Origin of the sequence: Psychrobacter sp. UBA6766, from assembly GCF_002453355.1 — a bacterium.
GTDB lineage: Bacteria > Pseudomonadota > Gammaproteobacteria > Pseudomonadales > Moraxellaceae > Psychrobacter.
On the sequence record NZ_DKGQ01000052.1, the window covers coordinates 73,194 to 98,096 of the forward strand.

Sequence of the window (24,903 nt, forward strand, 5' to 3'; positions counted from 1 at the left end):
AGCGCCTTATGCTAAACTTCTCTGCCATGTACTATGTTTTTCCCTTTTATCTTCTACCCATATTTTTTAAGGATAATATTATGAGTACTAAAAACAATCACCCTGATAGCCCTGTTGTTGAAACTACCGTCGTAAAAGTTGGTGATACCCCAAATACCGATAAGGCGGCTGATGTAGCAACCGCTAAAAAAGCAACAACTGAAGACGCCAATCAGCCTAATGTGTTTGACACGATGGCAAACTCAAAAACGGCTGAGCCAAAAAATACAGACGATAAAACGGCTGACACTGATAAAACAGCTGACACTAAGGCCAACGACGAAAAAACCACAGACACACAAAAAACAGAGGCTAAAAAAGACAGCGCATCTGAAAGCGACTCGAAAGGCAGCCAAAGCGCTACTGCTAATAAAGATAATGGCGCTACTGACGAAGTTAATAAAGCCAATAGCGCGGCAAAAAATGTCGATAAAAACATTAATACGACTGATAAAAAAGATACCAATATTGCGGCTAAAAAAGCGCACAAAACTGGACTTAGCTCAGGTCAGCATCGTGTGGCCATCTTAGGTGGTAACCGTATTCCTTTTGCGCGCTCAAACGGCACATACGCAGATGTTAGCAATACCGATATGCTAACGGCGGCGTTAGACGGCTTGGTTGAGCGCTTTCACTTACAAGATGAGAAAATGGGTGAAGTGGTTGCGGGTGCGGTCATGAAACTGAGCCGTGACATCAACTTAACTCGTGAAGCGACACTAAGCACCGCATTAAACCCACATACTCCCACTTATGATATCTCACAAGCGTGTGGTACGGGCTTACAAGCAACCTTTGCTTCTGCCAATAAAATCGCTCTTGGTATCATCGATTCAGCTATTACTGGTGGGGTTGACACGACCTCTGATGCCCCTATCGCAGTTGGTGATGGCTTACGTAAAGTACTGATCAAATTGGGCGCTGCGAAAGACAACAAACAACGTTTAAAAGCTTTAATGAGTCTAAACCCAAAAGATTTGATCGATTCACCGCAAAATGGTGAGCCACGAACTGGTCTATCAATGGGCGACCATCAGGCGATTACCGCGCTTGAGTGGAACATCAGCCGTGAAGATCAAGACGAGCTTGCCTTCAATAGCCATAAAAATCTAGCGCGCGCTTATGATGAAGGTTTTTTCGACGACCTAATCACACCATATAAAGGTCTGACGCGTGACAACAACTTGCGCCCAGATACCACATTAGACAAGCTTGCTAAATTAAAACCTGTGTTTGGTAAAAAGAACGCCAACCCAACCATGACCGCTGCTAACTCTACGCCGCTAACGGATGGCGCCTCTTGTGTACTATTAGCCAATGATGAATGGGCTCAAGAGCGCGGCCTTAAGCCACTAGCGTATATCGTTCATCAAGAAACGGCTGCTGTTGACTTTATCGGCAAATCTGGCGATAAAGAAGGCTTGCTCATGGCCCCAGCTTATGCAGTACCGCGTATGCTTGAGCGCGCTGGTCTAACGCTGCAAGATTTTGACTTTTATGAAATCCATGAAGCCTTTGCCTCACAAGTACTCTCAACATTGGCTGCTTGGGAAGACGAAAAATTCTGTGAAGAGCGTTTAGGTCTTGATGCGCCACTAGGGTCTATTGATCGTAGCAAACTCAACGTCAATGGTTCATCACTTGCTGCAGGTCATCCATTTGCCGCAACAGGTGGTCGTATTTTAGCCACTGCTGCTAAATTACTGGATCAAAAAGGTTCAGGTCGCGCGCTTATTTCTATCTGCGCCGCTGGCGGTCAAGGTGTGACGTGTATCCTAGAGAAATAATTTATCATTCTGATTAATTAGCCAATAAACAACAGTAATTTTTAAGACGCCCTTTAATCCATTGATTAAAGGGTGTTTTTTTATCTGAATAAAATGCTAAAAATGACTGCAGTAATCAAACACGGCTCATTCATAGCCTTATCAATAAGTGTGCTAAAGTAATAGCCATATAAAGAACAGTCATAATATAGTGTTCTATGAAAAGAATTATCAGGAGTTTACTATGAGCAAGAATTCCTCATCGATTGATCGACAAACTTTAAATACATCAAAGCAGCAAGCGCTGTCAGCACTCGAACAGGACAGTTTTATTACCCGTATGGATAAAGAAGTGTTTGGCGATGAGCTGCGCCGCAGAATGCACCAAGATTTAATTGATAGCTATGATGAAGAGCTTGAAAACGAGATAGACGACTACGTGCGTGACTTCCGTTTTGATGGTCGCGAGTTGAGTGAGCAAGAAAAGCTTGATCGCCGTACCTATTTTGAAGAATTACTGCGGCTGCAACGAGAGCTTATCAAGTTGCAAGACTGGGTGGTTGAATACGGTGAGCGCATCGTCGTGATATTTGAAGGACGTGATTCTGCAGGTAAAGGCGGCGCTATCAAGCGTATTACCCAACGCTTAAACCCGCGTGTTTGCCGCGTCGCTGCCTTACCTGCCCCAACCGAACGCGAGCAGTCGCAGTGGTATTTCCAGCGTTATGTCGCGCATCTTCCTGCCGCTGGTGAGATTGTCTTGTTTGATCGCAGCTGGTATAACCGTGTAGGTGTCGAACGCGTGATGGGGTTTTGTACCGATGCGCAATACGAAGAGTTTTTCCAATCGGTACCTGAATTTGAGCGTATGCTAGTACGTTCAGGCATTCGCTTGGTTAAATATTGGTTTTCGATTACCGATGACGAGCAGCATTCGCGCTTTATGAGCCGAATTCATGACCCTCTTAAACAGTGGAAATTGTCGGCGATGGACTTGCAGTCACGCCGCCGCTGGGAGGATTACACCAAAGCCAAAGAAACCATGTTTGAGCGCACGCATATTCCTGAAGCGCCGTGGTGGGTAGTCGAAGGTAATAATAAAAAACGCGCTCGACTAAACTGTATCGCTCATTTACTTGAGCAAATTCCTTATAAAGAAGTACCGCGAGATGAGGTTGAGTTGCCTGAACGGAAACGCGATGACGAATATTACCGCGAGCCGATTCCTGATGATATGTATGTACCGCCGCGCTATTAACCCAATCCATTTACATATTATTTAAAAAACTGCACGGACAAAAAAGCAGCCTTACATATTTTATAAAGCTGCTTTTTATATGCTTTTGCTGGTATTTATAACAATCCTAATGAATACGATTACTGCTACGCACAAGTACTACATGGTATAAGTCGATTGTAAGCTATCAATCTTACCGGCCAATAAACGCTCAACCTCATTTTTGATTCTTAGCCCAGCAATATCCGTACCTATCTGCACCGCAAAACCTGCTGGACGCCCGCTTTGGCTTTTTGAATTGATCCAAACCACTTTACCGTTCATGGGTAAGCGCTCGCTAGAATTGGGCAAAGTCACGGCAATAAAAACCTCATCACCCAATTTTTGCGTTTTATCAGACGGTACAAATAACGCGCCATTGGTCACAAAAGATAAATAGCTTGCGTATAACGTTTCCATATCTTCAATATGACAGGTTAAAATCCCGCCACGCCCTGGCATTGCCATAGTCCGCTTCCTTTATAAGTGAGGTTTACTTTTTTAATCTAAGTTATAAATAAGCCAATTCTTGCATCAGCTTATCATAAGCGAATTTTTCTTGCACATTTTGTTGTAGGGCAATTTTTGTTTCTTGCAGACTGTTTATAAATGCCTCTAATCCATCTTCAGTAGGTTGATAATTGTTTAGAGACGCTGATAAGTCAATGTCTTTTTGCAGGGCATCGAGCCCCAAGCATTCACGGCGCAAGTCTACGAGCATTAGCTCAGACAATTGGATAAATTCACTGATATTCAACTGGGTTTGCCAATAATCACTCGCCGCCACGCTACTGCGTTTGCCGCTACATAACGCTTGCCACGTTGTTAGCCATAGCGCGCGCTTGCTATACCAAGGCGCTTGCGCAAGAGCGACCGCTGCTAAAGGCGCGCCATTTGCCAACTGTATCAGCTGCTCAATGGCCGCCGTGCTAACTGCTTCACGATTGACCGTACTACCAAGTGCTTGAGTGACATAATCAATTGAAACAGCCGGATCAATCGTTTGCAATGCCAACTGCTGGACGCGGCTTTTAATGGTTGGTAAGAGCTGTGCCGGACTGTCGCTGATTAGAAATAAATGCACTTGCGCTTGCGGCTCTTCCAAGGTTTTAAGCAGCGCATTAGCAGCTGCAACCGTCATCTGCTCTGCATAATCTAGCACACAAATCCGCATGCCCTGACCACCTTGATAAATAAATGGTTGTAAAGCACGAATATCATCAACCTTTACTTTTAACACAGTATTACTGTCAGCTTTAACAGTCTTGGTAGATTTTTTATCTTTTGCTGTACTACTCGCCACTTCTTTATTATTAGCATTATCGATACTAACGGGCATACCAATAAGTGGCAAAACTTGTAAACTTGGATGCGTCCCTGATCTGAGCCATTGACAACTCTCGCATACACCGCAAGCACCGAGCGGATGACTCTCACGCTCTCGGCATAATAGCCATGCTACCAAGCGCCAGACAAAAGCACGCTTACCCATACCTTGCATACCAGCGGCTAAAAGTGCATGCGGTAAAGACTGCTGCGGTATTAATACCCGCTTAGTCAGCTGTGACCATAGCTCATTTTGCCAGGGCAACAACGGTGCAAAATATATATTATCCGTCAAAGGCAATGTGCTGGTCATTTCAGTTACCCCATTCACGATCATCGCTCAATACCTTAAATACGTTCAATACGCTTACAACCTTTGAGTAACAAACAATCCTACTCTATTTAATAAAATACTTTATAAACATTTACTTAGGCTATTATTAATTATGTAAATTAGCAATTTTGAAAATTTACCAAACTCATAGCATTAAGACGATCCAAATCTTCTTGAGTATCGACGCCTGCTGGTAGAGGACAGTTGGCAATGGCAATAGCAATATGCCCGCCATTTTCTAGTACGCGTAACTGCTCTAGGCTTTCCAGTGTTTCAAGGGGCGTTTGCGGCCAGTGTACAAACTGCTGTAATAAGCTAACTCGGTAAGCATATAATCCCAAGTGACGATAAGCATTCTTTGGCGCTTGCTGCTGTATACTTTTATCGTTTGCCAAAACCACATTACGGTTGCACGGAATCGGTGCTCGGCTAAAATACAGCGCTCGCTGCAGATTATTAGACTTCTGACTGACAACTTTAACCACCGATGGTCGCATAAAAGTTTCGTAGTCTTCGATAGGCTCGCATAAAGTCGCCATCACGCTGTCGCTATCTTGCACTAGAAGTGCTTTGACTTGCTGTAATAATAAAGGCGGTACTAGAGGCTCATCACCTTGCATATTAACCACGATATCATGCTCAGCCCAACCTTTAATAGCGGCGACTTCAGCCAAGCGGTCAGTCCCTGACGCATGCTCGCTACTGGTCATTACTACATCAAAACCAGCATCTATGCAAACTTTGGCAATCGCTTCATCATCTGTAGCAATACACATGTCATCAGCAAAATCAGCCAATTGCGCTTTTTCAGCCACCCAAAGTATCATTGGCTTACCATGAATGCTTAATAATGGCTTACCAGGTAAGCGGGTGCTCTTAAAGCGTGCAGGGATAACAATATGCGTTTTAACTGGTGCTGTTTCAATTGGCATTGTTTCGACTGATGTTAAGACTGATGACATGGTTTATTCCTATAAAAATCTTCTACATTTTTAGGCTTCTAGTCATTACTAGTATCGATATTTAAAGCTTTTAATTGCTGCTGTAAATTGTCATAACAACTGTCCGACAACACCGCAGTTACTGGCAATACCCATAATCGGCTAACAAGCTCTTGATATTCGTCGCTAAGTGTTCGACGGCTAGTTATATTCAGAAGCAGGGCTCTTATTTTAACTGCGTCTTTACTGGTCACAACAATAGGCAGCTCGCTATGCTGTAACAGCTCATCCAAGCTAAAGTCATAATGATCGGGATAAGCATGCTCAACAACCTCAAAGCCAAGCGACAATAAAGTATCAAAAAAACGCTGTGGATAGCCGATACCGCTTACCGCATGTACCCGACTATTTGGCATAGGTGGCATAGGCATTTTTTCTTCTGTGACATTTGAGCTACCTATCTCAGCAGCAGAAGACCATAAAAGCTGCAACTTATCCGCTTTTAAGTACATCGATAAACGATTAGATTGTGCTTGATTGTTGCTATCTTTGGTCGTCCTATTTGCTTTTTCGTGGTAGACCACATTTGCACCCTGCAATCGCGACATGGGTTCACGTAGAAATCCGGTTGGCAGCAATTGCTGATTACCAAAGCCGCGTGATGCGTCAACCACAATCCATTCGATATCACGTTGCAGCGCATAATGCTGCAAGCCATCATCAGCAATAATCAGTTGTAAGTCAGGATAAGCATTTAATAAGGTGGTAATAGCCTGCTTACGATTGGGACAAACGGCCATCGCCGCGCCTGTCATATTGACAATTAAACACGGCTCGTCACCTACGATGCTTGGCAAACTGTCTGCACTAACCAAAGCGGGCATCTGACTACTATCGCCACCATAACCGCGGCTGATAACCCCTACCTTTATGCCTTGCTTTTGTAAGTGAGTAACCAGCGCAATAATTAACGGCGTTTTGCCACTACCGCCTACCGTAATATTACCAATCACCATCACTGCAATAGGCGCGCGATAACTTGAAAACAATCCCACCTTATAAGCTTGACGGCGCAGCATGGCGATGAGCCCGTACAACCAACTGACAGGCAGTAGCAGCCAGAGCCAAGCGGCCTGACGTTGCCATGCACGCGTCATTGTGGTTTCAATACTCATGATTATTTTTACTTGCCCTAGCTATTTAAACTAATTATTCAACCCAATGATTACATTCAATTACTTAGCACAATTTATTTAATAAACTACTATGAACAATTGCTACTTTTGTACAATTATTCAAAGTCGCGCGCGTACATTTGCGCATAATGGCCATGCAATTGCATCAGCTCTTCGTGGGTGCCTAATTCAACAATTTGACCACTATCTAACACTGCAATACGGTCAGCTGATTCAATCGTTGTTAAACGATGGGCAATCACCAGTGTCGTCCTATCTTTCATGACGTTATCAAGTGCTTTTTGAATATAGTATTCTGACTCGTTATCTAAAGCACTGGTGGCTTCATCTAAAATCAAAATCGGTGCGTCTTTCAATAACGCACGCGCAATCGAGATACGCTGACGTTGACCGCCTGATAGCTGCAAGCCTTCAGCGCCAATCTCACTTTGATAGCCATTTGGCATTTTCATAATAAAATCGTGGGCAAAAGCGTCTTTTGCAGCGCGCTCGACCTCAGCTTGGGTTTTATCCGCTAGGCTACCATAGGCAATATTATTAAACACAGTAGTATTAAACAGTACCACTTGCTGATTGACCATCGCAATCTGCGCGCGCAAACTCTCAAGCTTAATATCTTCAATTGACATACCGTCAAGGGTAATTTGCCCCGAGGACGTATTTAAAGTACGCGTAAGTAAGTTCACTAAAGAGGATTTACCAGCGCCGCTACGGCCGACCAGTGCTATCGTCTCGCCTGCACGCACATCCAAAGTAAAATCACGCAGCGCCACCGTTGAATCAGGATAAACCAAACTGACATTATCGAACTGAATGTTACCTGCTAAAGTCGGGCTAAGTATGCCTGTGTCTTGTTCTTCTGGCTCATCCAGCAAGGTAAAGATTGACTCGCCCGCGGCAAGCCCTTTTTGCAATTTTTGATTGATATCAGTGAGCGAGCGCACCGGCTTACTTAATAATCCTGCAGCAGCAATATAGGAGATAAACTCACCCGCTGAGATATTATCTATCACCGCAGGACGCAGCGCCAGCCATACAACGACTGCCATTGCCATCGCCATCAATAACTGCACCGCTGGGGTATTAATGCTATTGGTCACCACGACCTTCATCCCTTGGCGCAGGTTTTTCTTCGAGGTTATATCAAAACGCTTGGCTTCATACGCTTGTCCGCCATAGTTTTTCACCACCTGATAGCCGCCGATGACCTCATTAGTGATGTGGCTGACACTACCCATGGTTTCTTGAATGCCTTTAGACAGCTTTAAGTAACGCTTCGAGGCCACGCGTATCAACCACAAAATCGGTGGCAGCACGACAAATAAAATCAAAGTTAAACGCCAGTTGCTATAAAGCAAAAAACCTATCAGAGCCACGACTGTCAAACCATCGCGTAACAAAGTTTTCATTGAATCGGTACTGGCAGCAGTCACCTGTTCAACATCAAAAATAAGTTTGGATGAAATAGTCCCTGCTGGATTTGCCAGATAGAACGAGCTTGGCAAACGCAAAAGCTTATTAAACACCTGAACGCGTAACTCATAGACAAGATTTCGCGAAACTAATGCCGTATAGTAATTACCTAAAAAACTCCCTACGCCGCGGACAAAAAACAGCATGACGATAATAAAGGGAAACAAATCCTGTTTGCTTTGATCGTTTTGATTGATGGCATCAGTGATGTATTGCAATAATTTGGCAATCCAAATCTCTGTCGCTGCATTAATTGCAAACCCTATTATGACTAATAGTAGTGCCCACCAATAAGGTTTAAGATAGCTTAATAGACGTAATAATGTCCTATGCTTAGGCGTATTTGATGGCACTGCTGATAACTTTTTAGCAGAATTTTTTTTAGAGTCAGGTTGATAAGCTTGGCTCATAAAAGCCTCAATTTAGGTATAAAAAAGAAATGACACAAATGCAGCAGTGGCAAGTGAACATAAAATACAGCAGTAAAAACACCAAGGGTCATGATAGTGGCGTTTGATGTTTTTACTGTAGCAATATATCAAACACCCTAAAACTTATTGTGGCACAGATTGTGGTAAAGGCTGACCTAGTGGCACAACTGTACTGATATTTAGATTTAAAAAACCCAATTTACCAGCAATATCCATGACCCGTACCACCGATTGATGCGTGGCATTTGCATCGGCGGCAATAACAAATAGCATATCGCGATTATTTCCCGCTTCTTGCTGAAGCATGCTGGTCAGCTCGGCCTCATCGCTACTCGCAAGCGTAATGCCATTAACCAAATAACTGCCATCTTCTTGCACGGCCACTTCAATACTGTTTTTTTCTTCTGTCAGTGCCACGCCTTCCGCTTCAGGAAGAATGATATTTAAGCGGCTAAAGTGATTAAACGAGGTTGCAAGAAGTAAAAATACAATTAAAAATAATAAGCAATCAATCATCGGTGTCAGATTGATTTCTAGTGGCTCAACGGTCGGTTTTCTAAAACGCATATCGCTCTCTTCAATGGGCTGCAATGTACAGATTCAACAAATAAGTGACGCCACACAACTAAGTCGCTGTAGCCGCTGTCTCTAAGTCTGAGGTATCAATTGAAAGCTCATAACCCATAGATTTAGTTGTTTCTACACCACTAGCAGGGAGAGACATGGTAGAGGCGTGCGTATTATCTAGCAATTGATAATCGTACAACTCTTGAATCATCAGTCCCGCTTGCGTTTCAAACTGCGCATTGATATCAATAATTCGGCGCTGAAAATAACGATAAGCGACCAGTGCTGGAATAGCCACGATCATACCCGCAGCAGTAGTAATCAATGCTTGTGACACGCCTGCAGCCAACATTGTTGGATCTTGCATCGCGCCATCAGTAATCGCCAGAAAAGACGAAATAATACCTAATACGGTGCCCAATAAACCCAGCAATGGCGCAATAGCACCGATGGTGCCAAGCATATTAATGTTTTTTTCTAGCTGATGCACTTGAACACTTGCGCGGTTTTGCATATGCATGGTCATCGAGTCTAGGCCGTACTGGCGGTAAAGCAGGCCAGTCGCGAGAATATCGCCTAAAGGGGTTTTTTCTTTCACATTCATCAGCTGCGTTCGACCAATATCACCGTTTTCACGTAGACGAGTTATCAGCTGTTCGCGCAATCTATTGGGTACAATCTTATTAAATTGCAACGTATGGCTACGCTCTATGATAATCACTAATGCCAATATTGAGCACACCACGATAGGCGTCATCAGCCAACCACCTGCCTTTACCAACTCCCACATACGCATTCTCTTCTATGTTGTTATAAAGTTACTAAAAGATGGTTTTACATTTGAACACTCAATTTAAGCTTATAAAAAGTCTTAAGCCTGCGCTTCTATATGCTTAATCAAGGCTGCTAACTGATCTTGACTGTGGAAAAATATCTCAACACTACCCTGTCCATCTTTTTTATGCTTAAGCTTTACTTCTGCGCCTAACATATCGGTTAAACGCTGAGTTAGGCGCTCAGCATCACGCGATTGGATTTGCTCAGTTCGACTGACTTTCGGCGCAGGCTGCAGAATAGATTTAACCAGCTTTTCAGCTTCACGCACTGTCATACCGCCATCGATAATCTTTTGCGCAATAATAGGCTGCTGTTCTGACGATAGTGCTAACAATGTGCGCGCATGACCCATATCTAAAGCGCTGGTTGCCAAATGGTCTTTGACCGTATCATGGAGCTGATTTAAACGTAGCAGATTTGATACTGTGGTACGTGCTTTACCAACAACCTCGGCTATCATCGCGTGACTCATACCAAATTCTGTATGAAAACGCTGTAGGGCAGCGGCCTGCTCAATCACCGATAAATCTTCGCGCTGAATATTTTCAATCAATGCCAGTGCAATTGCCAACTCATCAGATAACGCCCGTTCAATCGCTGGTATAACCGACTTGCCAGCCATTTTTGCCGCACGCCAACGGCGCTCACCAGCGATAATTTCGTGCGTAACCAAGGCCTCGCTTTTGTCTTCATTCGCCAGCAATGGACGAATGACAATCGGCTGCATCACGCCATGTTGTTCAATAGAAGAAGCCAATTCTGCTAGCGCCGTTTCACCCATATCACGGCGCGGCTGATATTTACCTGCCTGCAAGCGCTTGACATCAATTTGTACCAAGCTGATTTGATCTTCAGAAGCACTACTTTCTGCCGCGTTACCACGGACTTTATTAGCAGGCGTTTTCTTAATCATCCGCGCTTTACGATTGTTATTATCGTCAGTAGATTGCTCAATCACTTGCGAAGCAGAAAGTTTGTGAGCAGCTTTTGTAGCAGCAGCTTTGACTGCCGTGCTAGCATTTTGTTTATCAGATTCTAAGGCTTCAGTCTCGGGCGTTTCAACTGCTACAGAGGCCTCACGCACCACCGTATCATCTTGTAAGGCAGAGGCGGCAATTTGCTTTTCCTTTTTGATTGACCCTAGTAAGGCATCTAAGCCTCGATTGGCAGCCAACCCTCTTTTCTTTGCCATGATTACCTATCCTCTAACGCTAAAATAAAAAGCCAAATGATGATGAACGCGAGCTTACTAATGAATATAATTTGATGTTTTTAGTGTGTTAACTGAACAAGCCAATTGTTTATTAACGGCTTTGTTTCATCACTTCAGCCGCCAGTTTTTGATACGCCCGCGCGCCTTTTGACCATCTCTCGTAGGCGATAACCGGCAAACCATGCGCCGGCGCTTCTGCCAAACGAATATTTCTTGGAATATGGGTGTTATACATGATATCGCCAAAGTGCGCTTCTAATTCAGCAGACACATCTCGCGCCAAGGTATTGCGCGCGTCAAACAACGTTCTTACTACGCCGCGAATATATAGTTTAGGGTTCAGTTCGGTCAGACGCTCAATTGTTTGCGACAAATCTGCCAATCCTTCTAGCGCATAATACTCACATTGCATGGGAATGATAACGCCGTCAGTGGCAACCAAAGCATTAATCGTCAGCAAATTTAAGCTTGGTGCACAGTCAATAATGACATAATCATAAGCAGGTTTGTTTGACGCGCTTTGATCCTCAACCAACTGCACCATCGCTGTTTTAAACAGCTCATGACTATTGGTCTTACTCATTAGCGTGATGTCCATCCCCGCCAAATCACGATTGGCACCGATAACATCAAACCCAGCTGGACTACTCACAATCGCCTCAGATAAAGACACACCATCAAGCAGCACATCGGCGATTGTCAGCTCTAGTTCGTTCTTATCTACGCCCGTGCCACTGGTCGCATTGCCCTGTGGGTCTAAGTCAATCAGCAGTACATGCTTGCGCTTGGCCGCTAAGCTGGCAGTCAAATTCACTGCCGTCGTGGTTTTACCCACGCCGCCTTTTTGATTCGCAATTGCTATGATTTCCATAAACTCACTCAATTTAATTAGGATCTGTTACTGATTTTTACTCAAACATTTTTACTGATAGTACTTATTATTTTACGCACACGGCCAACTTTTACCTATCACTTATTTCATCATGAGCGTATAAATAAATATAAAAATTATTTTCACAATAGAACAAATGTTGCTCTATCGTTATCTACGTGTTCATAGCTTAGACATTTTTATAAGATAATTCAATTAAATGACGACTATCTTGTAAACGCGGCACTTTTAACGGAATTGTTTTAATTTGCCAAGCATCATCTAGCGTCTGTAGCTCTTCATCGCTTGGGACTTTGCCCTTCATTGCACATAAATAACCATTATCTGCCAATCGCGGCTGAGCCACGTCGACGAAATCAATCAAACTAGCAAACGCTCTCGACGTTACCACCTCATAGCTGGCTTCATGCAACTCAATACGGGAGGCGACTGGATGTATATTACTTAAACCAAGCTCGCTACTGATTTGTTTAATAAACCGAATTTTTTTCTGATTGCTATCAAGGGCGGTACACTGGCGCTCAGGTTGACAGATAGCAATAATCACCGCTGGCAAGCCTGCTCCCGTGCCTATATCAAGCAGCGGCCCTGAGGGCAAATGCGTTATAATAGCCAAACAATCGATGATATGTTTGATAAGCGCTTCGACTGGATCAGTAATCGCGGTCAGATTATACGCTTTATTCCATAATAAAAGCTGGTCTAAATACAATAATAACGTGCGCTGCTGCGATGCGCTTAAAGTAAGACCTAACTCATCTACTGATTGCGCCAAGATATTTGCAAGTGTTGGCAACTGGGGCCCAAGCTTTGCAAAACCTGTCGGGTCAATATGATTATTACCCGTGCTAGCAGATGATGACGAGGATTTAAGAGAATCTGACATTCGGGATTTTCCAGTTTTGACATGTGAACCGTCTATTTTATCATGCGCTCTGTCCATTGAATAGTTGTAGATTGCACCAATGTACGCCATCTTATACTATCTACGCCTATATTGAAGGCTTATCTTTTTTGAATAGTCATCAAGATATCGCAGCAAAGTGCCTACCATTTCAACTTAGTTTGCTAAAATTCTCATCTGTCTATGATACAAAACTGCGCTGAATGTCTTGTCTAAAACGCGGCTATATCTTGTAAGATGTCCTTATGCACTATTATTATGAAATCGTTATGAAAGTTATTTAGACAATCGTTATGAACGTACATTTTTAAACTTAGCATTTAAACATCAAAATGTTGATAGCCATTTAAAACTCATAAACATTCCGCCTTCTTAAAACGACTTATTATACAACTATGACCGAACCGCAAAACGCCCCTGTGAAGCAAGACCTAAAAGATACTAACCCTATGGTAAAACCTGTCAATAAATCAGCAGAAGCAGAATTATCTGCACCGAAGCTACCTAAAACAAATCTTGCATCAACAAAGCCATCCGAGACTGATGAGCCAGATAGTACATTAGATGCACTTGACGCTCCTCATCCGGAATTTATTGACGTCACTAAGCGCTGCCTTATCAGTGCCGAACAGCTTAAACGTTATACTGATCCAAATAAGCTACCGACCGATACTCGCACTGCCCCCGATTTAAATGTCGGCTTTGGACAGCAGCGCGCCCTTAAGGCTTTACAGACGGCACTAGACATTCATGCCAGCGGCTATCATGTGTTTGCCGCAGGTGAAAATGGCTTGGGTAAACGTACGGTTATTAGCCGCTTATTACAGCGGATTGCCGCCGATGCACCCACGCCTGATGATTGGGTTTATGTGCACAATTTTATCGATCCCCGCACACCGCAAGCATTGCGCTTACCTGCGGGTCAAGGGCAGATACTGAAGCAACAAGTTAATCAACTATGGCAGCAAGCCAAAAAACGACTTGGCCAACGTTTTCGTAGCGATCAATATCAGAGCAAAATCGAAGCGATTAAAAATGCTACCCATCAAAAAGAAAGTCAAGCCTACGATGATTTAAATACGGAAGGCAAACAGTACGATTTGACGCTCACGTTTCGCTCATTTGATAATAAAGCAGTTTTTGTCCACCCCAGTAAATTGTCTACAGACGAGAATAGTCAGATCACTGACAATTTAAAAACTTCTAGCAGCCAGAAAAGTCAAACAGCAACAGAAGAAACTGAGCAATCTGATAAAAACAGTCTTGATAACGAGGATACTCATAATAGATACGGCAACGAATACGACAATAGCGAATATGAAGCTGAGCTGAATAATTTTGCCAAAAAAAATCACATGCAAAAGCGCTTAAGTCAGCTAACCATTGCATTGGAGCAATTAGAAGACGAGGCCAACGATGCGATTGAAGTACTACATCGTAATATTGCACGCCGAGCGTTACAGCCTTTATTTGCGCCTATTTATGAGCAGTTTTCTGCCCATCCATTGGTTGTCGAATACCTGAAAACCGTATTTGCCGATATGGTCACGCATGTTGAGCGTATCGTTAATGGCGATGACGAAGAGTTCGTGACGGCCGTTCTTACTACAACGCCGAGCCGCTATGCGGTAAATGTTATTGTCAGTCATGCACCAAATAGTGGTGCGCCCGTCATTTTTGAAGATTTACCGACACATTTAAACCTATTGGGTCATGTCGAGCAAATCACCCAATTGGGCACAGTCACCACCGATGTCAGCATGATTCGAGCAGGCGCCCTGCACCGGGCAAATGGCGGTTATCTGTTGCTAGAAGCCAGTCACCTGCTTGAGCATCCTTACGCATGGCAAGGTCTTAAGCGTGCACTGCAATCTCGCAAAATCAAACTCTCAAGCCTTGAGCAAATGCTCACCTTAACAGGCAGTTTATCACTTGCACCCGCGCCAATTGACCTTGATATTAAAGTAATTTTGCTTGGCGAAGCAGATTTGTATTATGAATTACTTGAGCTTGAGCCGGAGTTTGATGCGGTATTTAAAGTGCGTGCCGACTTTCACGATGATGTGACGCGCAGTCCTGAGCACGAATTGGCCTTGGTCGCAAAAATGGCGGACATCATTGATTATGCCAACCTCTACCCTTTTGATAGCAGCGCCCAGGCCGCCTTACTCGAACATTTAAGCTTACAAGCAGAAGACCAAGATCGTCTGAGTTTACATAGTGACTTATTGATTAAGCTCTTACACGAATCTAACCGCCATGCACGTTTGAGCGGTCAAAATATCGTCAGCGCTAACCATGTTACCCACGCTATCGACGATATGGACGAGCGTTCAGGATATTTGCGCGATCTGTATTGGGATGAGTTAAAAAATGGTCAGCAACTTATTCAGACCCAAGGTAATGCTGTCGGCCAAGTAAATGCGCTAACCGTTGTCAGTTACGCGGACAGCGAATTTGGTATGCCCGCTCGTCTGACAGCGGTTATTCAGCCAAATATCGGCGCGGGTGAAATCCTCGATATCGAGCGTGATGTAGATTTGGGCGGCAGCTTACACGCAAAAGGTATGCTGATTATGACCAGCTACTTGCGCGCCTTATTTAGTCAGCATCATGCGCTGAACTTTAGCGCCTCACTGGCGTTTGAGCAGAGCTACGCGCATATCGATGGCGATAGTGCGACAGTCAGTGAAGGCTGTGCGCTGCTATCAGCTTTGGCAAACGTTCCTATCAACCAATCTTTTGCAATTACAGGTTCGATGAATCAGCTGGGTGAAGTTCAAGCGGTTGGCGGAATTAATTCTAAAATTGCTGGGTTTTTTGATGCTTGCCGCGAGCAAGAGTTAACCGGTCAGCAAGGCGTGGTCATCCCTATGGCCAACGTCAAACAACTCATGCTCCGTGACGACATCATTGCCGCCGTCAAAGCTGGGCAATTTCACATTTATGGCGTGCAAACGCTTAGTGAAGCCTTGACCTTAATGACAGGGCTTCCTGTCGATACCATGAATAAAAAAGGTCGTTACCGTAAAGAAACCTTATTTGGCAAAGTGTTAAGTCGTTTGATGCTTTGGGATGAAAACCAAGACGCTGATGACGAAATAGATGATAAAAAACCAAAGAAAAAAGACAAGAAAAAGCGCAAAGCCAAACGTCAAAAACAACAAGATAAGCGTAAAAAGGCCAAGAAAGAAAAAGATGAAGGGTACGAAAACACAGAAGAGCTCTCCTAGACGTTGGCATGCTTTTCTGCGATGATTAACTTTATGTGATTTGCTATGTTAATGGATAAAACACTAATGAACAGCCAATCATCAATTCTGTGACTAAATAAAGGTTATCTCTTAATGACTGTACATTCTACTAACGCTGATAATACCCAAGCGCAAGCAGCTGTTGACGAGACAACAACTGCTCTAGTAACTACAGAGTTGACGACAGATAGTAAAGCATCTGGAGACTCAGCGGATAACCGCCATGGAGCGGCAACGACGGCGCGGCAATGGCAGGTATTGTCGCAATTGCAGCGTAATCGCTGGGTAGGTACGACGCATATCTATGAGCAACTTATACTTGCAGGATTTGATATCAGTTTGCGCACAGTACAACGCGACTTAAACGCCCTTGCCAAACGCTTTCCTATCGAAAAAAACAATGCCAATCCACAAGGTTGGCGCTGGAAGGACGACGCGCCACTGCAAAGTTTACCGCATATGAATTTATCACAAGCGGTTGCCTTTAACATGGTCGAAGCCAATCTAAGCCAACTGCTACCGCCCGTGATCTTAGATGAGCTATTTCCTTGGTTTGATTTGGCACGCAGACAGCTTAAAAACAGCAAAGTCACGCATTCATGGATTGATAGGGTACGTATCGAGCCTGCCTCTCAGCCCTTAATTGCGCCTCATATCGATTTGGAAAGTAAAGACAATATTTATCACGCTTTATTTTATCAATTACAAATAAAAGCCAGCTATACCCGCAGTGACAAATCACAAGCCAGCGAATACATTTTAAATCCCATTGCTATCATCCAGCGTGGGGTGATTATTTACCTGTTAGCAACGCGTACCGATGATCCAGATGTGATTATTCGCACCTTTGCCCTCCATCGCTTTGTCAGCGTTGAGATACTTGAAAGCGCAGCTCAAACCCCAGACAACTTTCAATTAGATAACTATCTAGATGCAGGTGGTATGGGCTTTAGCCATCCTCTTTTTAGTCAACTGCCCGATCATGGCAAACATACCGCGGTTGAGCTACAATTTACCAAACAAGCGGGCAAAAGCTTAACGGAAAGCAAGCTCAGTGACGACCAAACGGTCACCATTAATGATGATGAAACCCTCACCATACAAGCCACGGTAAACTTAACCTCGCAGCTGGTCTGGTGGTTACGCGGCTTTGGTAGCGGTTTATTAGACGCCAAACCCGGACTACTTTATCAAGCCGTACTAGACAAAGCAGTAAAGGTCGAATAGCGCGGTCGTTCGACTTGATGCGCAATGATACCTAAACTGAGCAACATCTCTAATATGATAAAAATCTAAAAGGAATATTATGTCGACCACTATCCCATCACCATTACTTTCAGACAGTTTAAGAGGGCTGGGTTTAGATACGGGTACTCTATTTTTTGCGTTAAACTACGAATTTACTAGGATTGAACACAAAGGCATACTTAAGCGCCTTAAAAAAAATGAAAACGCAATTGATATCGATTTGGCCTGCGTATTGTATGATGATAACTGCACCATCAGCGATATTGTCTGGTTTAAGCAGTTACGCGATAAAGCAGAATCCGTCAAACATCAAGGCGATAGTCTCAACGGCAAAGACCGCGGTGAACAAGCACTGTACCTTGCGCCCCTTGATCAAGAGCAAATCAGAATTTATTTGGATGACATTCCTGCCCACATTTCCCATATTGCTTTGATCGCCAACTCTTATCACGGTCAGCCTTTTATCAGAGTAAAAAAAGGTGAGATTCATTTAAGCGATGATGAAGGCAACCGCGTTTTTGAAATTAATTTAAATCAGCTACCACCCGACTGCGTGACGATTTGGGCTGCCCACTTACGCCGAGAAGTGGACGATTGGCATTTAACCCTGCAAGACTTACCTCTCCCTGCAAAAGACTTAGCGACAGCCGCGCAAGAAGTAGCGCATGAATTGGCACGCGTTTTACCGATTTCGCAAGGTATTTCCAGTTCAATGTAAAAAGATATAAATATAAGAAAATACGACGGAACCGGGACGATTTTTGCCGCTCTTTACTCTAACGGCTCGCCGCAGTGCGGACAAAAATTCTTTTGCCGAACTTCTTTTTCGCGGCGCTCAAGCTCTTTTTCACGCAGCACTTGCAGTACAATCTCTTGTGCTTGCTCTTTATCCAATCCAAGCTCACGGCGGATTTTTTCAATCATCATCTGATTTTGAACCAAGTCAAAATCACTATCGACCAGTTGCTCTCGAAAATCTTGCTCAAGCTCTTCTCGGCGCTGGCTCAGCTCATTTGCCAAACCCGTTGCCAAGATACCAGCCGGTAGTGCCGCAAGTCCGACGCCCAATATCGTGATAATCGCCCCCAAAATCCTACCCGCATTGGTAACAGGCGTGACGTCTCCGTAACCAACGGTCGTCAGTGTGACCACCGCCCACCACATGGCTTTCGGTATGGATTCGAACTCCTCGGGCTGCGCGTGATTCTCTACCAAATAAATACCACTTGATGCGGTCACAATCATGATGATTAAGATAAAAATAACCGCTTGAAACGAACCTTTCTCTTTACTGATAACCACCAATAAAATACGTAAGGAGGCAAAATAACGGGTAAGTTTAAGAATGCGGAACAGGCGCAAGATACGTAAGAATCGCAAATCGATACTGACAAAGAAATTTAAGAACGCCGGTGCAATCGCAATGATATCAATCAGCGCCGAGGGGCTTTTTAACCATTCCCAGCGCTGACGCCACGTGGTATTGTCAGGCTTCGCTTCAGCGACACTCCATAACCTGAGTAAATATTCAATAGAAAACACCACGATAGAAAAGTTTTCAAACCAAGTAAAATAAGCTTGATAGGGATAATACCAGCTGTCAACCGACTCAGCGATGACCGCCGTGACGTTCGCCATGATCAAAAAAATGAGAAAGTAATCAACATAGCGACTAAAGAGCGTGTCATGCTCATCGTTTTGCAGAATATTGTAAACAAAAAGACGCAAGCGCCGAATAGATTGAAATAGCATGCTGTCCCTATGCGGTGTAACACCGGTTTATACCAACAAAAAATCAGGTAGGAGACATCAATAAAAAGAGGGTTGCGCTGGCAGATTTACTGATGAGCTGTTTTAAATAATTTATGTTAATTTTTCTTTAGACGTTATGATTATACAAAATTTACATAATAAATGTAGGTTGCTGCTACCAATGTCACCGCAGTGGCAAAAAAAATCAAACGCAAAAAACGTTCGTTAGCTCGTATTTGATGGCTTAAGTTTTGCGCTGGTAATAAAAATAAGCCGCATTTAGGACAACAGGCATCCATTTGATTTAAAAGTTTTATTGAACGGGCGTTTTCGCAGCGAAGGGGTGAGTTACTACAATAACCGAGCATAATATACGATCAATCCTTTTATTAATTCTAATCCTTTAATAAATAATAACAGCAAATGCAAATTTACTGTAAAAGAAGCTATTTAACAATACCATCTAATTTCACCCACCAAGCTCATTATGACTGTAGGATGAAATCCAATTATGACAACTTAGTATTTAAAACCTTACTTGATGATAGCGTTGGTGTTGCGGGTCACATCGGTCTTGATATCCCATTTGCGCCTACTGAGTCTTTGCGTATCGATGCCCGTTATATGGACATCAAAACCGATGCTACTTTAAACGGTACAGACATTGGTGACCTTGATATCAGTCCTTGGGTTTATGGCGTTGCTTTCGTAAAACAATTCTAATATAGCCTGTTGCTCTAAACTGAACACGATAAATAAAAGAAGCCGGCTTATTAGCCGGCTTCTTTTTGTCTGTAAATACAATTTTTTTTATCAAGCAGAGCACTTATAGCAAGATACGGCGTGGATCAGCCAATAAGGTTGCGATATAACGGGTAAATACAGCGGCATCAGCGCCATTGATCACGCGATGATCATAAGACAATGATAGCGGCAACATCAAACGCGGCTCAAAGGCTTGCTTACTAGCATTCCAGCGCGGCTGCATACTGGCTTCTGACACCCCTAAAATACCCACTTGTGGCCAATTTACCAGTGGCGTAAATGCGGTACCGCCTAAGTTACCTTGGCTAGATATGGTAAAGCTCGCGCCTTGCAAGTCCTTGGCCGTTAGCTTCTTATCACGCGCTTTAACCGCAAGCTCACCTATCTCAATGGCGATTTGCTTTAGGCCTTTATCTTGCACATTTTTGATAACAGGTACAATCAAGCCATCATCCGTCGCGACCGCAATGCCCATATTCACGCTTTTACGTAAGATAATTTGAGTATTATCGTCACTCAAATGACTATTAAAACGTGGATGCTGGGTTAATGCATAAGCAGTTGCTTTGACGACAAACGCCAAAATGGTGAAGCCGATACCTTCCGCTTTCATAGCGCCTTTGAGCTCACCACGTAACTTTTCAGTTTCCGTGATGTCAGACAAGTCAAATTGCGTCACTTGCGGCAGCAAAGTATTGTAATTGAGCTGTGGTATCGAGACTTTTTGTAGGCGGCTTAAATCTTGTACTTCGGTCTCACCCCATATCTCGCTATTACTCATATCAGGTAAACTTGGCAGGCTTGAGCTCGCCACATTACCATTAGCAGGCGCTGTTTTTTGCGTGCTAAGGCTTTCTTTTACATGGGCAAACAAATCTTCTTTTAAGATACGGTCGTTAAGCGCTGACCCTGTCACTTGGCTGATATCAACGCCCAACTGACGCGCAAGCTTACGCACGGCAGGACCGGCATAGATATCGACCATTTTTTCGTTGACTTGTGCTTCGGTCAACTTATCATTTGCAGCGCTAGGACTAGTCGTAGATTTAGCAGCTTGTTTAGGCTCACCAGTCGTTTGCTTACTCGCCTTTTGGTCTAAGTCAGCTTTCTTATCTGATTCAGCTGGTTTTGAATCTTGCGATTCAGAAACACCAGATTCAGACTCGTTAGCGCTCTCTGCACCTTCACCAATGATGACGATAAAATCTTGACCATTGGCGACCATGTCGCCAGTTTGAACTAAGATTTTTTCAATCTTACCGGCTTCTGGCGCTGGTACTTCAACCGACGCTTTATCAGACTCAATGAGCAAAATGGATTGGTCAGCAGTGACCATATCTCCGACACTGACCATAATTTCAGACACTTGCGCTTCGTCAACACCTAAATCTGGCAAGGCATGAGTGGTTGCCTTTCCTGTTTGTCCAGTAGCCTTAGAAGTATTTGCCTCAGCTGTTTTAGTATCTACTTGCTGATTAGGCTGCGCTTCATTTTGTTTGTCAGCGGCAGCTTCTGTTTCTGTTTCTTTATCAGTGCTTTGGTCATCATCGCTTTGGCTATCAGAATCTGCTTCGCTTTCAAGCTCAATAAGCACCATACCTTCACGGACTTGATCGCCAACCGCCACGCTAATTTTAGTCACTTTACCGGCAGCCGAGCTTGGTACTTCTACTGACGCTTTGTCAGATTCTAATAAAATAATATTATCGTCTTTTGCAATAACGTCGCCAACTTCGACCATAATCTCACTGACTTCGGCGCTATCAACACCCAAATCGGGGGCTTTAATGTCCATCCGTAATTCTCCTTATATTATTGTTGCCTTGTCTTTGGGCTATTCTTTGACGTCGTCATCATTGAGTAAAGCAGCATCGGCTGGATCTTCTGCGCGGCCTTCGCTGCTTATTTCGTCATCATCTTCACTGACAAACTCTGGCACAGGGTTTGGATGAACATTGTCAGGGCCTGGCGCATCTGGGAAATGATCATAATGAGGCTGTTGTTGCCATGCAGGTGGTTGATCCGCTTCGATACCAAAGCTTGAAATCGCATCTTTTACCAGACGCATCTCAACTTCACCTTCATCGGCTAAGCGTTTGAGCGTTGCAACCACAATATGAGCAGCATCGACATGGAAGAAGCTACGTAATTGCTCACGGGTGTCTGAGCGACCATAACCATCTGTGCCTAAAGTCGTATAAGGACGGTTGTCCGGTAACCATGCGCGGATTTGTTCTGGATAATTGCGCATATAGTCGGTTGCCGCGACAACAATACCTTCGTGCGGAGCAAGCTGTTCGGTAACCCATGGCACCACTTCTTCCTCCATTGGATGCAGGCGATTATAGTCATCACAAGCCATACCATCGCGAGTCAGCTCGTTAAAGCTCGTTACGCTCCAAACGTTAGATGAGATATTAAACTCGTCTTGTAATATTTTCGCCGCTTTCTGTACTTCGCGTAAAATAACGCCTGAACCTAATAGCTGAACTTGGCTTGAGCCATTGTCTTCTAGCAAGTACATACCGCGTTTAATACCTTCTTCAACACCTTCTGGCATGGCAGGTTGTTCATAGTTTTCATTCATCAAGGTCAAGTAATAATAAACGCGCTCGCCCTCGCCATACATACGGCGTAGGCCATCGTGCATAATCACTGCCAGCTCGTAACCAAAACATGGGTCATAAGACACACAGTTCGGCACAACGTTAAATAAAATCTGTGAATGACCATCTTGATGCTGCAAGCCTTCGCCGTTTAGCGTGGTACGACCAGCTGTCGCGCCAAGTAAGAACCCTTGTGCCTGACAGTCACCCGCTGCCCATGCCAAGTCGCCGACGCGCTGGAAGCCGAACATAGAGTAGTAAATATAAAGTGGAATCATTGGTAGCGCGTTGACAGAATAACTGGTTGCCAGTGCAATCCACGTACTCATCGCGCCCGCTTCGTTAATGCCTTCCTCTAACATATGACCGTCGATGGCTTCTTTATAACCCATCAAAGCCTCACTATCCTCTGGCGTATATTTTTGTCCAGAAGCCGAGTAAATACCCAATTGACGGAACATACCTTCTAAGCCAAAGGTACGCGCTTCATCAGGAACAATGGGTACGACACGATCTTGAATGTCTTTATTTTTTAACATCGCCGCTAGTAGACGGACAAACACCATGGTAGTCGATTGCTCTTTACCATTGCTGCCTTTTAGTACGCGATCAAAAATCGACAACTCTGGAATATTGAGCGGGATATGACCACTACGGCGGTTGGGCAGATGACCACCTAACGCTTCACGGCGACCTTTTAGATATTTCATCTCCAGCGAATCTTCTTTTGGACGATAAAACGGCAGCGTCTGCAACTCTTCATCGGTAAATGGCAAATCGAAGCGATCACGGAAATACATCAAGGCTTCATGATCAAGTTTTTTGATTTGATGCGTCTTATTGACCGCTTGCGCTTGGTTAGACAAACCATAGCCTTTAACGGTTTTCACCAAGACCACAGTTGGCTGACCTTTGGTTTTCATGGCTTCACTAAAGGCAGCATAGACCTTCATCGGATCATGACCACCGCGATTTAAGCGTGAGATATCATGGTCAGACAGCTCATTGGCCATCTCTTCTAGCTCTGGGTATTTACCAAAGAATTCTTTACGGGTAAATTCAGGCGTTCGGGCTTCATATAACTGATATTCACCGTCAACCGCTTCTTCCATTCGGTATTTAAGTACGCCGGTCACGTCTTTATCTAACAAGGTATCCCACTGACCGCCCCAAATGACTTTAATCACGCGCCAGCCAGCACCGCGGAATACCGACTCAAGCTCTTGAATAATCTTACCGTTACCACGCACTGGTCCATCAAGGCGTTGCAAGTTACAGTTGACGACCCAAATTAAATTATCCAATTTCTCACGACCAGCAAGAGAAATCGCACCCAAGCTTTCTGGCTCGTCGGTTTCGCCATCACCTAAGAAGGTCCAAATCTTGCGATCTTCTTTTTCTAGTAAACCGCGGTTTTCCATATAACGATGCACGTGCGCATGATAAATGGACATAATTGGACCCAAACCCATCGACACGGTTGGGAACTGCCAATAATCTGGCATCAAATATGGGTGCGGATAGCTTGAGAGGCCTTTACCGCCTACTTCACGGCGAAAGTTTTCTAGTTGCTCCTCATCTAAGCGACCTTCTAAATAAGAGCGTGCATAAATTCCAGGCGCTGAGTGACCTTGATAATAAATCATGTCACCGCCGAAATGGTCGCTCGCCGCACGGAAAAAATGGTTAAACCCTGTCTCATAAAGCGTCGCACTTGAAGCAAAAGTCGCTAAGTGACCGCCTAAATCATCATCGTTCTTATTGGCGCGCATCACCATCGCCAACGCATTGTAGCGAATCAAAGCACGGATTTTGCGCTCAATCGTCAAATCACCTGGGTACATTGGCTCATCTTCGACGGCGATAGTGTTGATATAAGCCGTATCGAGACGGTTAAATGGCAACCCTTCTTGAACCGCCATGTTATATAGTGCTTTTAATAAAAACTGCGCCCGATCCTTATCGGCATGTTTGATAACCGACTCAAAGGCTTCCAGCCATTCTTGGGTTTCGGTGCTATCAGCATCCTTATAATAGTTCATCTTAATTAATCCTTTTTATCAGTCAGTCCTGCATGGTGACA

The 24,903-nt window shown here is 44.1% G+C and carries 19 protein-coding genes; 6 read left to right on the plus strand and 13 right to left on the minus strand.

Annotation, left to right across the window (positions count from 1 at the left end; all coding sequences use genetic code 11):
- The first annotated feature begins 80 nt into the window (after positions 1-80).
- Positions 81-1,826, plus strand: a complete 1,746-nt coding sequence (locus tag B4K26_RS11655; RefSeq protein WP_409521367.1) for an acetyl-CoA C-acetyltransferase — start codon at positions 81-83, stop codon at positions 1,824-1,826.
- 223 nt (positions 1,827-2,049) lie between these two features.
- Positions 2,050-3,063: a polyphosphate kinase 2 gene (gene ppk2 / locus B4K26_RS11660; protein ID WP_296245682.1), complete on the plus strand. Its 1,014-nt coding sequence runs from the start codon at positions 2,050-2,052 to the stop codon at positions 3,061-3,063.
- 138 nt (positions 3,064-3,201) lie between these two features.
- Here the strand turns inward: ppk2 and B4K26_RS11665 are convergent, their stop codons facing one another.
- The 10 genes from B4K26_RS11665 to rsmG all read right to left on the minus strand — a co-directional run bounded on the left by B4K26_RS11665 (position 3,202) and on the right by rsmG (position 13,177).
- Positions 3,202-3,549: a PilZ domain-containing protein gene (locus B4K26_RS11665; protein WP_200661918.1), complete on the minus strand. Its 348-nt coding sequence runs from the start codon at positions 3,547-3,549 to the stop codon at positions 3,202-3,204.
- A 43-nt stretch (positions 3,550-3,592) separates the two neighbouring features.
- A complete protein-coding gene (locus B4K26_RS11670; RefSeq protein WP_296245683.1) occupies positions 3,593-4,720 on the minus strand; it encodes a DNA polymerase III subunit delta' in 1,128 nt (375 codons plus the stop codon).
- Positions 4,721-4,860: 140 nt separating this feature from the next.
- Positions 4,861-5,703, minus strand: coding sequence for a 3-deoxy-manno-octulosonate cytidylyltransferase (kdsB, locus tag B4K26_RS11675; protein WP_296245684.1), 843 nt, complete (start codon positions 5,701-5,703; stop codon positions 4,861-4,863).
- Between the two features lie 38 nt (positions 5,704-5,741).
- Complete coding sequence (gene lpxK, locus B4K26_RS11680; RefSeq protein ID WP_296245685.1) at positions 5,742-6,857, minus strand: tetraacyldisaccharide 4'-kinase; 1,116 nt, start codon at positions 6,855-6,857, stop codon at positions 5,742-5,744.
- Between the two features lie 116 nt (positions 6,858-6,973).
- Entirely contained in the window at positions 6,974-8,761 is a 1,788-nt protein-coding gene (msbA, locus tag B4K26_RS11685) for a lipid A export permease/ATP-binding protein MsbA (protein WP_296245686.1), read from the minus strand.
- Positions 8,762-8,905: 144 nt separating this feature from the next.
- Entirely contained in the window at positions 8,906-9,349 is a 444-nt protein-coding gene (locus tag B4K26_RS11690) for an ExbD/TolR family protein (protein WP_296245688.1), read from the minus strand.
- A 58-nt stretch (positions 9,350-9,407) separates the two neighbouring features.
- On the minus strand, positions 9,408-10,139 hold the full coding sequence (locus B4K26_RS11695; RefSeq protein ID WP_296245689.1) for a MotA/TolQ/ExbB proton channel family protein: 732 nt from the start codon (positions 10,137-10,139) through the stop codon (positions 9,408-9,410).
- 81 nt (positions 10,140-10,220) lie between these two features.
- Positions 10,221-11,378 carry a ParB/RepB/Spo0J family partition protein gene (locus tag B4K26_RS11700; protein ID WP_296245690.1) on the minus strand — a complete coding sequence of 386 codons (1,158 nt, stop codon included), beginning with the start codon at positions 11,376-11,378 and terminating at the stop codon, positions 10,221-10,223.
- A gap of 112 nt (positions 11,379-11,490) precedes the next feature.
- The gene (locus tag B4K26_RS11705) at positions 11,491-12,270 is read right to left on the minus strand and encodes a ParA family protein (protein WP_296245691.1); all 780 of its coding nucleotides are present in this window, start codon (positions 12,268-12,270) and stop codon (positions 11,491-11,493) included.
- A 190-nt stretch (positions 12,271-12,460) separates the two neighbouring features.
- Positions 12,461-13,177 (minus strand): 16S rRNA (guanine(527)-N(7))-methyltransferase RsmG, encoded by a 717-nt coding sequence (gene rsmG / locus B4K26_RS11710; RefSeq protein WP_296245723.1) that lies wholly within the window; start codon positions 13,175-13,177, stop codon positions 12,461-12,463.
- 413 nt (positions 13,178-13,590) lie between these two features.
- Here rsmG and B4K26_RS11715 point away from each other — a divergent pair, with 413 nt between their 5' ends.
- The 3 genes from B4K26_RS11715 (at position 13,591) to B4K26_RS11725 (ending at position 18,415) form a co-directional block, all read left to right on the plus strand.
- Positions 13,591-16,428 (plus strand): ATP-binding protein, encoded by a 2,838-nt coding sequence (locus B4K26_RS11715; RefSeq protein WP_296245692.1) that lies wholly within the window; start codon positions 13,591-13,593, stop codon positions 16,426-16,428.
- 114 nt (positions 16,429-16,542) lie between these two features.
- Positions 16,543-17,676, plus strand: coding sequence for a helix-turn-helix transcriptional regulator (locus tag B4K26_RS11720; RefSeq protein WP_296245694.1), 1,134 nt, complete (start codon positions 16,543-16,545; stop codon positions 17,674-17,676).
- A 79-nt stretch (positions 17,677-17,755) separates the two neighbouring features.
- Positions 17,756-18,415, plus strand: a complete 660-nt coding sequence (locus tag B4K26_RS11725) for a TerD family protein (RefSeq protein WP_296245695.1) — start codon at positions 17,756-17,758, stop codon at positions 18,413-18,415.
- Positions 18,416-18,468: 53 nt separating this feature from the next.
- Here the strand turns inward: B4K26_RS11725 and B4K26_RS11730 are convergent, their stop codons facing one another.
- Positions 18,469-19,449, minus strand: coding sequence for an ion transporter (locus tag B4K26_RS11730; RefSeq protein WP_296245696.1), 981 nt, complete (start codon positions 19,447-19,449; stop codon positions 18,469-18,471).
- Positions 19,450-19,872: 423 nt separating this feature from the next.
- On the opposite strand from B4K26_RS11730, the gene B4K26_RS11735 reads away from it, so the two are divergent.
- Positions 19,873-20,172 carry an OmpW family outer membrane protein gene (locus B4K26_RS11735; RefSeq protein ID WP_409521368.1) on the plus strand — a complete coding sequence of 100 codons (300 nt, stop codon included), beginning with the start codon at positions 19,873-19,875 and terminating at the stop codon, positions 20,170-20,172.
- Positions 20,173-20,275: 103 nt separating this feature from the next.
- Here B4K26_RS11735 and B4K26_RS11740 read toward each other — a convergent pair whose 3' ends face one another.
- Positions 20,276-22,009, minus strand: a complete 1,734-nt coding sequence (locus B4K26_RS11740; RefSeq protein WP_296245699.1) for a 2-oxo acid dehydrogenase subunit E2 — start codon at positions 22,007-22,009, stop codon at positions 20,276-20,278.
- 39 nt (positions 22,010-22,048) lie between these two features.
- Positions 22,049-24,862, minus strand: coding sequence for a pyruvate dehydrogenase (acetyl-transferring), homodimeric type (gene aceE / locus B4K26_RS11745; RefSeq protein ID WP_296245701.1), 2,814 nt, complete (start codon positions 24,860-24,862; stop codon positions 22,049-22,051).
- Between the last annotated feature and the right edge of the window lie 41 nt (positions 24,863-24,903).